14 protein-coding genes and 1 pseudogene are annotated in these 9,424 nt (G+C 55.9%); 8 read left to right on the forward strand and 7 right to left on the reverse strand.

What is annotated here, in order from left to right; genetic code table 11:
- Positions 1 to 83: pseudogene (locus ABJD00_RS03435) on the reverse strand (IS6 family transposase); the annotation flags it as partial.
- Here ABJD00_RS03435 and ABJD00_RS03440 point away from each other — a divergent pair.
- From ABJD00_RS03440 to ABJD00_RS03455, 4 genes are all read left to right on the forward strand, one after another.
- Positions 82 to 393, forward strand: coding sequence for a GTP-binding protein (locus tag ABJD00_RS03440; RefSeq protein ID WP_413835709.1), 312 nt, complete (start codon positions 82 to 84; stop codon positions 391 to 393). The pseudogene ABJD00_RS03435 and the gene ABJD00_RS03440 overlap by 2 nt on opposite strands.
- Before the next feature lie 4 nt (positions 394 to 397).
- Positions 398 to 1,072 carry a DUF1007 family protein gene (locus ABJD00_RS03445; protein WP_413835678.1) on the forward strand — a complete coding sequence of 225 codons (675 nt, stop codon included), beginning with the start codon at positions 398 to 400 and terminating at the stop codon, positions 1,070 to 1,072.
- Entirely contained in the window at positions 1,063 to 1,521 is a 459-nt protein-coding gene (locus ABJD00_RS03450) for a hypothetical protein (protein WP_413835680.1), read from the forward strand. The genes ABJD00_RS03445 and ABJD00_RS03450 overlap by 10 nt, the downstream gene beginning before the upstream one ends.
- Before the next feature lie 270 nt (positions 1,522 to 1,791).
- A complete protein-coding gene (locus tag ABJD00_RS03455; RefSeq protein WP_413835682.1) occupies positions 1,792 to 2,079 on the forward strand; it encodes a hypothetical protein in 288 nt (95 codons plus the stop codon).
- A gap of 90 nt (positions 2,080 to 2,169) precedes the next feature.
- Here ABJD00_RS03455 and ABJD00_RS03460 read toward each other — a convergent pair whose 3' ends face one another.
- Genes ABJD00_RS03460 through ABJD00_RS03480 form a run of 5 tightly spaced genes read right to left on the reverse strand, consistent with a single transcriptional unit; the run spans position 2,170 to position 5,908 of the window.
- Positions 2,170 to 2,610 (reverse strand): GNAT family N-acetyltransferase, encoded by a 441-nt coding sequence (locus ABJD00_RS03460; RefSeq protein ID WP_413835684.1) that lies wholly within the window; start codon positions 2,608 to 2,610, stop codon positions 2,170 to 2,172.
- 41 nt (positions 2,611 to 2,651) lie between these two features.
- The gene (locus ABJD00_RS03465; protein WP_413835686.1) at positions 2,652 to 3,704 is read right to left on the reverse strand and encodes a FecCD family ABC transporter permease; all 1,053 of its coding nucleotides are present in this window, start codon (positions 3,702 to 3,704) and stop codon (positions 2,652 to 2,654) included.
- 3 nt (positions 3,705 to 3,707) lie between these two features.
- Positions 3,708 to 4,643: an ABC transporter substrate-binding protein gene (locus ABJD00_RS03470; protein ID WP_413835688.1), complete on the reverse strand. Its 936-nt coding sequence runs from the start codon at positions 4,641 to 4,643 to the stop codon at positions 3,708 to 3,710.
- Positions 4,644 to 4,658: 15 nt separating this feature from the next.
- Positions 4,659 to 5,492: an ABC transporter ATP-binding protein gene (locus ABJD00_RS03475; protein WP_413835690.1), complete on the reverse strand. Its 834-nt coding sequence runs from the start codon at positions 5,490 to 5,492 to the stop codon at positions 4,659 to 4,661.
- Positions 5,489 to 5,908, reverse strand: coding sequence for a DUF1636 family protein (locus ABJD00_RS03480; RefSeq protein ID WP_413835692.1), 420 nt, complete (start codon positions 5,906 to 5,908; stop codon positions 5,489 to 5,491). Before ABJD00_RS03480 ends, ABJD00_RS03475 begins: the two co-directional genes overlap by 4 nt.
- A 96-nt stretch (positions 5,909 to 6,004) precedes the next feature.
- On the opposite strand from ABJD00_RS03480, the gene ABJD00_RS03485 reads away from it, so the two are divergent.
- The 4 genes from ABJD00_RS03485 to ABJD00_RS03500 all read left to right on the forward strand — a co-directional run bounded on the left by ABJD00_RS03485 (position 6,005) and on the right by ABJD00_RS03500 (position 9,025).
- Positions 6,005 to 6,409, forward strand: a complete 405-nt coding sequence (locus ABJD00_RS03485; RefSeq protein WP_413835695.1) for a Fur family transcriptional regulator — start codon at positions 6,005 to 6,007, stop codon at positions 6,407 to 6,409.
- 11 nt (positions 6,410 to 6,420) lie between these two features.
- Positions 6,421 to 7,389, forward strand: coding sequence for a CobW family GTP-binding protein (locus ABJD00_RS03490; RefSeq protein WP_413835698.1), 969 nt, complete (start codon positions 6,421 to 6,423; stop codon positions 7,387 to 7,389).
- The gene (locus tag ABJD00_RS03495) at positions 7,386 to 8,441 is read left to right on the forward strand and encodes a WD40 repeat domain-containing protein (RefSeq protein ID WP_413835701.1); all 1,056 of its coding nucleotides are present in this window, start codon (positions 7,386 to 7,388) and stop codon (positions 8,439 to 8,441) included. Before ABJD00_RS03490 ends, ABJD00_RS03495 begins: the two co-directional genes overlap by 4 nt.
- A 389-nt stretch (positions 8,442 to 8,830) precedes the next feature.
- Positions 8,831 to 9,025 (forward strand): DUF1289 domain-containing protein, encoded by a 195-nt coding sequence (locus tag ABJD00_RS03500; protein WP_413835704.1) that lies wholly within the window; start codon positions 8,831 to 8,833, stop codon positions 9,023 to 9,025.
- Between the two features lie 98 nt (positions 9,026 to 9,123).
- Here ABJD00_RS03500 and ABJD00_RS03505 read toward each other — a convergent pair.
- A partial coding sequence (locus ABJD00_RS03505) for a hypothetical protein (protein WP_413835707.1) occupies positions 9,124 to 9,424 on the reverse strand: 301 nt, incomplete at its 5' end.

The raw sequence follows: 9,424 nt of genomic DNA on the forward strand, positions 1-9,424 counted from the left end.
GGAAACCGAACGTACAGCATCACTGCAAGACGAATGATCTCGGGACTGGTTTTGAAGTATTTGAATGAGGCGGGTTTGGTCATGGAAGAAAGCTATGCGACCGCCCTACCCTGCTCAAGCCAAGTTATTCTGACAAGACCCTTGGTTAAGCTGCGCGGACCTAACTTGTTGCGGGTCAAAGGTCTTGTTTTTCTCAAGGGCATTGACTTCCCCTTTGTCTTCCACGGCGTCCAGCATGTTTTTGACAATCCGGTGCCCATCAAAGACTGGGATCAGAGTGATCGAAAGAGCCGGATTGTCATCATCGCGCGCGATCTGTCCGAAACCAGGTTGCGACGTTGTCTTAGACCGCTTTCCAAAGAAGCCGAGATTGCACTCACCAATGCGAGCTAGGCGGTTGAAGTATCGGCTGAAACGACATGCCCTCAAGGCGATCCGTGGTCCGCTGCTCTGCGGATTGGCCACTCTTTTCGGCAATCCAGCAACCGGACACCCTCATGTCTTCGTCGATGGCGGCGTGGACTTCGTCTTTGAAAACGACACACTCGTCGCGCTACGCGTGACATGGCTCTACGACGATTTCGAAACGCTCTATATTTTGTCGTCATACAACCTCTCGCTTAACGCCCAAGGCGGGTTGGATGAAAACGATCGCATGACGCTCGTACGACATCGCAGTGATTGGCACAGCGATTTCGATGGCTCAGCACATTTATCGGTGGAAACGCAGCCCATAGCGTTGAAAAGACCGACCGACCTAGATGCCGAAATGTTGGACGGCCGACTGCGGGTCACATTCACGCGTGAACTGGAGGAGACAGTTCGGGCGACAGGCCTGGTGGCCGACGTTGCCTTCTACGAATCCACTTTCTTCTATGCCTTCGCGGTGACTGATTTGCCCGAACTCAAAGGTTCTGGAGGCAAATGCAATGCGGAGGTCGTTAAGTACGATCCATCGGAACAAGATGAGAAATTGCAAGCAACACTGGCGCGGCTGGGTCGAGAGGAAACACCTTCAATGGCCAATGTTGGGTCCTTGTTCGCAGACAGGATCGCGTTGAAATGCGTGTAGCTCTTTTTCTGATTGCAACCGTTTCCGTCGCACTCTTTGCAATCAATTTGGTTGACCTCGGTCGAATTGCACTTTGGGCAATGGAAGCGCAACGCGGATTTCAAAACCAAATGGCAGGCGCGATCCGCGCTCTCAAAGCTGGTGAAGTTGGCGCGTATGCTGCCTTGCTGAGTGCGACTGCCGCCTATGGGTTTGTTCATGCCTTGGGCCCCGGCCACGGAAAGTACCTCGTTGGTGGCGTGGGGTTGGGAACGTCCGTGTCAGCTCGCAAGCTCATCGGATTGGCCACTGCCTCAAGCTTGGCGCAGAGCCTTTGGGCCATTGTGTTGGTGTTTGGTGGGTTTTCACTCGTTGAGGTGTCCGCGCGCCAATTGACCGTATTGGCCGAGGAGTATCTGGCACCAATCAGCTACCTTGCAATCGCTGGTGTTGGACTTCTGCTTGTGTAGCGAGGACTAAAGGCCGTAAAGCGACTGGATCGGTTGCGTCAAGATCAGCATCAGCCTCAACGGGTGTTGCCGGCAGGTGAATTCTCTTTTGCGCGGCAACATGCACTGGCGCATGCAGATGGCATTACTGAACGAAGCATTGAATGGGCTGATCGGTCCGCTTCAGCAGGCCAAATACCCTGTGACGAAAATTGTGATTGTGCAGCTCATGGTCCCACACTCGACCAGGTCGCCCGTGTCGGATCCGTTCGCGATGCACTTGGTTTGGTTTTGAGCATTGCAATCCGACCGTGCACCGGCGCCATATTCCTGCTGGTGATCGCGTGGCAGATGGGTCTCGCGATGGCTGGCGCTATTGCCGTTGTGACGATGGGGCTTGGCACCGCAGCGCTGACATCATTGGTGGCCGTTTCAAGCGTTGTGGCGCGAAACACTGCTGCACTTTCAATTGAAAATCACCGACGATGGGGCTTTGCCATGCCTGGCATTCAAGTGTTTTCGGGGGCCACGATCGCATTAGTAAGCCTGAGCCTTCTCGGCTTCAGAGTCGCGCTGTAACTTCCGACAAATCGCCGATGTCGCGCGCATCCATCGCGTAAAGGTGATCAGCATAGCTGTATCCCTCCAGCATGATGCCGCCGGTCAATGTCATCCCAAGTTTTTTAGCACTTGGACCGAGCGGCGGTTAGCCGGATCGACAATGCCAACGATACGGTCAAAGCTGCCGCCCAACGGTGTTGCGTGGATCAATCCGTATGCAGCTTCAATTGCATATCCTCGACCCCATACACTTCTCATCAATCGAAAACCGATTTCGACATCGCGAGACTGAACTCTTGCAAGATCCTGGAGCAAGCTAACATAACCAATCACCCGGTTGTCTTTTCTTCGTTCAATCGCAACGCATCCGGGCAAAGCACTTTTCGGTTGCTGTGTTCTTACATGTTGCAACCAAGTCATCTGATCGTGCGCGCTCAGCGCGCCGGTCTCACTGAATTGCATGACGTCTGGGTCAGCCAGCAAGAGATGAATTTGGTGAATGTCACTATTGTCCCAGCGTCGAAGGCGAAGACGTTCGGTCTCAATCATCTGCTTTTTTTGGTGTCTGCATCAGCCTGTTTTGACATACGCTACGCCTGACGTCGGCTCAGAAGCCAAACAAAGAAGACACCACCGACCAACCCGGTCACGATGCCTATGGGCATGTCTTCGGGGGCCATAATGGTGCGCGCGGTCATATCCGCCCAAAGTAGGAAGATTGCCCCCAGGAAGGCCGACGCAGGTAGGACACGTCGGTAGTCGCCGCCGACCAGCATGCGGGCGACGTGGGGGACCATGAGGCCGACGAAGCCAATGATGCCTGAAAAGGCGACCATCACGCCCGTGATCAGTGCGCCTGCGATAAAAACCGCGAGCCGGAAGCGCGCGACGGGGATGCCGAGGGTTGAGGCGGTTTCGTCACCCACGGTCATCGCATTCAGCTCAGTCGCGCGTGCAAGCAGCCAGGCGGCACTGACGACAAGTATGACCAGCGGATAGATCAACTGGCTCCACTGCGCGAGGCCGAGGCCCCCGAGCATCCAGAAAATCACCACATGGGTCGCTTTGGGATCGCCGAGGAAGATCAGCACATTGGCGCCAGCCATGATGATGAAGGACACGGCGACACCGGCGAGTACAAGGCGATCCGCGCTCATCGCGTCGGCAAAACGCGACACGCCAAGCACGATGGCTGTGGCACCTAGCGCCCCTAAGAAGGCCAGAAGCGGAACGGTGAGAAGGCCAATGAACAGCCCGGTGTGCAGGAGCGCCAGGATCGCCCCGAAGGCCCCGCCGGATGAGATCCCTAACAAATGCGGGTCCGCGAGGGGATTGCGGGTGACGGCTTGCAGGCTTGCGCCCACCATCGCCAGACCAGCCCCGACCATCATTGCCAGGATGGCCCTTGGGAAGCGGATCTCCCACACGATGGCTTCGCGCCCCTGGCTCCAGGTTTGTTCGATCAGCCCGGGGCTGATCTTGTTTAACAGGATGCTCCAGACCGTTCCGAGGGGGACGGGTACCGCCCCTACCGATACGGCAAAGGACAGCGAGACCAACAGCAGGGCAACCGCACCCAACAAGACCGACGACACACCGACGCGACGGCGAGCCTGAGGGTGAGTGCTGGTGGCCTCGCTCATGGGTTATTCAGCCCAGAAGGCTTCGGCGAGCGTCTTGATCGCCTGAATGTTGCGCGGTCCCGGCGTGGCCTCGACATATTCCAGCGTCACAAAACGGTCGTTCTTCACGGCGTCGAGATCGGCGAAGGCCGGGTTCGACATCATGAATTCGCGCTTTTGTTCGGCGGTCACTTCGCCATAGTTGACGATCATGATGACCTCAGGGTTGCGCTCGACAACTTCTTCCCAGGTGACGGTCGCCCAGCTTTTCTCGAAGTCGTCCATGATGTTTACGCCGCCCGCGGCTTCAATCAGCGCAGTTGGCATGGCGTAACGGCCCGCGGTAAAGGGCGTATCCTCGCCGCTATCGTAGACAAAGACGCGCAGCGGCTCACTGGTTTCCAGCTCACTGGTGAAGGCTGCAAGTTCTGCCCGGTAGCCATCAATCAGTTCCGCAGCCGTATCTTCGACATCAAAGATCGCACCGAGGTTCATCAGATCAGCATACATCATGTCGATGCTCGCCTTTTCCGTGTCCATGATGTGGGTACAGGACTCGGTGAGTTCGTAGACCTGCACGCCGAAGGGCTCGAGCGTTTCAGGCGTCACCTCGCCGCCGACCTTCATGCCGTAGTTCCAACCTGCGAAGAAGAAGTCAGCATCGGCGCCAATGATGACCTCTTTCGAGGGGTAAAGTGCCGAAAGCTCTGGCAGTTCTTCAACGCCCGCTGTCATCTCTTCATCAAGCGTTTTCCAACCGGAGATGCCGGTATAGCCGACCATGCGGTCGGCAAGTCCCAGGACGAGCATCATTTCCGTCAGGTTCACATCGTTGGAGACCGCACGTTCTGGCGGCGCGTCGAAGGTCACGGTGCGGTTACAGCTTTGAACGGTCGTGTCCGCTACGGCCATACTCACGCTGAGGCTAAGCGCTACTGCGCCAAATGCGATATATTTCATCTGGTTGGTCCTTTTTTAAAGATGGAATGTCATGTGTTTCGTATTGCTCGGCGCGAGGTGTTCGCGCCGTGCTGTAACGTGAAAGGCCTTTGAAATCGCGATCTCGGAGAACACGTCTTGTGGTGCGCCAAAACCGACGGCTTTTCCGTCATCCAGCAGCAGCACATGGTCGCAAACATCCGCGGCCATGTTCAGATCATGCAGCGAGGTGACAATCGTCACGGGGAGGTCGCGGATCAGTTTCAGAACCTCAAGTTGGTGCCGAATGTCGAGGTGGTTGGTGGGTTCATCCAGGATCAAAAGCTGCGGTTCTTGCGCAAGCGCGCGGGCGACCATAACACGCTGACGCTCTCCACCGGACAGCGTACCAAGATGTCGTTCCGCGAAACCACCAAGGTCCAGTCGTTCGAGCGCGCCCGCGATAATGTCAGCATCCCTTTGACCTGATGCACCCCCAAACCCAGTCCGATGCGGCGTACGTCCGAGGGCAACAATTTCGCGAACAGTCAGCGCAAAATCTGTGGGCTGCTCTTGCAGGACAGCGGCGACTTTGCGCGCAGTGTCTCGCGCGGAAACCTTCCAGATATCCTCGTCATCAATCTTTACCGACCCGCTCGTGGGGCGATGATACCGGTAGAGCAGTCGGAGTAACGTGGATTTTCCTGCGCCGTTCGGACCAACGATACCGAGGACCTGGCCGGGCGAGAGATCAAAACTGATCGGATGCAGGATTGTTTTGCTGCTTCTAGGTGCATGCCAACCCGCGTCCTTGACGGAAAGACACGCGCCACTCGTGGGTCTGGCGTCGGCGCTTCCGGGAGGAGACATATCTTCAGAGAGATCCTTCATGTCTCAGCCAGCGTTAGGTCTGAAACGAGCGGGGATTGGCTATCTGGTGGCGGTAGCCTACCTAGAATGCTTGCTTGCAGTGGAGCGGGCCGATCCTTTCGCTCAAGGAAGCCCTCAGCTGCTTTCGAATACCGAGATACCAGTTCGAAAAGTGCGTCGACATGAGTGTCATCGTCAGGATCAAGCTCCCCGAACACATAGGTGAACCGCCCCTCAGCCGCCAATGATACGATGCAGGATCGCTTGCATTGGCTCATGCATTGCACGCCACGCAACTGCATCTGTGGGTCGCTTTCCCGCGCCAGCTTTTCGGCTACGCGACGGGCCAAACGAGATCCACCGCGCATATCGCAGGAACCTTCGCGGCCATCGCGACAGGTCATGCAAATCGATAGGATTGGTTTGTCCGCATTCATAGCAAGAACGCTCCCAGAATGTAACGTTGCAACATTGCGTTTAGTAACTGCGCTTGTTACGTATCGTCAAGAGCCATAGTTCAAGGAGGCTTTGCTGTGGAGAAACGCTCAAAGCGCATCCCCCATGCTGAACGTGTGTTAAAGTATCTGCAGTCGCAGGATCGTCCGGTGTCTGCCTACGATATTTTGGAAGGGTTGCGAGACGACGGCGTGACAGCGTCAACAACAGTTTATCGTGCACTGGAAAAGCTTCTGGATGCAGGGAAAGTCCACAGGGTCGAATCGCTCAATGCCTGGACTGTTTGCTGCGGGGGGCACGATGGAAAGACACCTGTCTTTGCCATTTGTGACGACTGCGGCACTGTGACCGAGCATGTCGATGACGACTTTACAAACAGTATTGCGGGCCTGTCAAAACGCACAGGCTTCGCCCCCAACCATTCGGTTTTAGAACTTCACGGCCGCTGCAGCGACTGCAGCGCAACCGTCTCACCCCATTGAAAAGATACTCCATGGACCAAGCTACTCAGGTTCCCGTCACCGTGCTCACCGGCTTTCTCGGAGCCGGGAAAACCACGCTCCTCAATCGCATTCTGACCGAGCGCCATGGCAAGAAATACGCTGTCATCGTGAATGAGTTTGGCGAGGAAGGTATCGACAACGATTTGGTCGTAGATGCCGATGAAGAAGTGTTCGAGATGAACAACGGTTGCATCTGCTGCACCGTGCGTGGAGACCTTATCCGCATTTTGGGCGGCTTGATGAAACGTGCAGACAAGCTCGATGCGATCATCGTTGAAACAACCGGTCTGGCCGATCCAGCGCCCGTCGCGCAGACGTTCTTCGTCGATCAAGATGTGGCCGACCGCACAAAGCTCGATGCTATCGTGACCGTAGCAGACGCCGTCCATCTCAGCGACCAGTTGGGCGAGCATCACGAGGCAGAAGAACAGATCGCTTTTGCAGATATCGTGCTCTTGAATAAAACTGATCTTGTTGAAGCTGATGGATTGGGCCGCGTCGAAGACCGCATCCGCTCGATCAACCCCTACGCGAAGATCATCCGTACGGAGCATTGCGGCGCTAATCTGGACGAAGTGATTGGGTTGAATGCTTTTAGTCTGGACCGCGTCTTGGAGGTCGAGCCGGACTTCCTGACATCGGACCACGACCACGAGCACGATGATGATGTGAAAAGCCTGTCACTTACATCCGATGTTCCGCTCGATCTCGACAAGTTCCAAACGTGGTTTGGGCAGCTCCTCCAGACGCGCGGGCAAGACATTCTACGCTCCAAGGGCATCCTTGATTTTAAGGACGAGGAAGATCGCTTTGTGTTCCAGGGCGTTCATATGCTGATGGACGGCTCACCTATGGGTTCTTGGCCTGAAGGGACGCGCCAATCGCGTATTGTCTTCATCGGCCGTAATCTCGACACCATGGGCCTCGAGGACGGCTTCAATGCATGTCGAGCAGCATGACAGCAGAAGCCGTTCGAACCAACCCGAGGCGCGACGGCTTCGCATCCACGCAATTAGAGCGAGAAGGCCTGAGCCTGGACACTGGCGCGCCTGTGACAGGCTCGGTTGTCGTGGGCTCGTCCATCGCAGCTGGACTGGGTGACGGCACAATCCTCATCTTCGAACCAGACAGCCCGCCCAAGGTGGTTGAAGCCCATCACGGTGCAGTTCTTTGCATCACAACCGATCCAGAGACGGACTCCATCTTTACTGGCGGCGACGATGGACGATTTCTGAAAACCTCATTGGACGGCACGGTCGAAGAGATCGCGAGTTTTGGGAGCCGCTGGGTAGACTGCGTGGCGGCAGGACCAAAGCTGTTCGCTTGCTCCTCAGGCAAGACTGCCACGGTCTGGAGCGACGGCGAGGCGCAACCGCGCACATTCGAACACCCAAGCACTGTCGGTGGCCTGGCTTTCGATGCAAAAGGACGTCTTTTGGCCGTTGGTCACTATGGCGGTGCTACGGTTTGGGAGAAGGGTGATCGTCGCTGGAAATCGACCAGTCTCAAATGGAAGGGCTCACATGGGGCGGTGACATTTAGTCCCGACGGAAAATGCGTTGTCACGTCTATGCAAGAAAACGCGATGCACGGATGGCGGCTGCGCGACAAGGCTGACATGCGAATGTCTGGCTACCCGGCGAAGGTGAAGAACTTCACATGGATGGGCAGCGCTCCATTTTTGGCGACTTCTGGGGCCGACGAAGCAATCTGTTGGCCGTTTGATGGCAAGGATGGCCCGATGGGCCGTTCGCCAGCAACTTGTTGCTATGGAGGTAAGCAAGTCTGCACCGCTGTGACAGGTATGCTCGGCCATGATGCGCTGCTCGCAGGTTTTGCGGACGGGGCAGTTTTGGCCGGTCGGGCATCTGAAGACGCAGAAGACTTTGTCGTGAAGGGTTCCAGCGGCTCTCCTATTGCGGCGCTCGCCATTACGTCGGACGCGTGGCTGTTCGTCGGTGAGGAGTCTGGCCGCATTCTTTGGGTACAACTGGGCGGAGGCGAAAAGTGAAGAACATGTTTGCGCCGCGAAAACGGTCGTCAGGGCGTGCTGCCAAAATCAAAGTATGGGTGAGCAAACAACTCGAATTGGGTGAAAACGATCTTGTGTCTGTAGCAGAACTCACATGTCTCGAGCCAGATTGCCCGCCGGTTGAAACCGTTGTGACAGTGCATCACAATGACGTCGCGCGAGGTTCTTGGAAGATCCACAAGCCCATTTCAGAAGTCTGCCAGCTGGACATAAACGACGCGCTATCTAGCGCGAAAGCCTAGCTTCGATTGCTTGATGCAAATCAAAGCGTCGGGAAATCCTCGACAGTAGCCGTCCATGACAGGCCGTACTAAACTTGGATCGCCTCATCCGTTGAACACCCTATTCCAAGCAAAAAGCACCCGTCCATGAAAAAGCGCAAGAGCCCATGCACCGATGTTTGTGAGTTTACTGGCCCTAGTGGCTGGTGTCTTGGCTGCGGCCGGACGCGGGAAGAATGTGCCCGGTGGAAGAAAATGAAACCCTATGAAGCAAAGATCATTGATAAGGAACTCATTCGTCGCATGTCGAAAATTGCCCAAACACCGCCTAAGACGCCGTGACGTCAGTGGGGTGGGTGCGGTGTGTTTCCTTCAAAATACGAAGCGGCCCGACTGCAGTTTGAATGCAACGGTAGCTTTGTCCGCGTGTAGATGGTTGTTCAGCTAGGCAGCGAAAGATCAGTTTGAATTCGGCTTCCTAGACCAGATTTCAATGTCCGCTCCGGCGGGACAGGCTGCATCGCAGCGATGCGCTTATTGCTAGAGCGAACGGATGCTGCGTAAGCAATAGCCGCATGTGCACAAGGCCGCTTTGTCCGCAACTGAGACATTGGGAATTGGCGCAGCGAACGTCTGATGCTGGAAAAAGCTGCCGTTGAGATTAACGCCTGTTTATAGGTTGCGACCCCATTCTCATTGGCTGAAAAGAAGCGTGCAGACTTATGGGTTGCGTGCTGCTTT

The organism is Tateyamaria sp., assembly GCF_039945315.1.
Taxonomy (GTDB): Bacteria; Pseudomonadota; Alphaproteobacteria; order Rhodobacterales; family Rhodobacteraceae; genus Tateyamaria.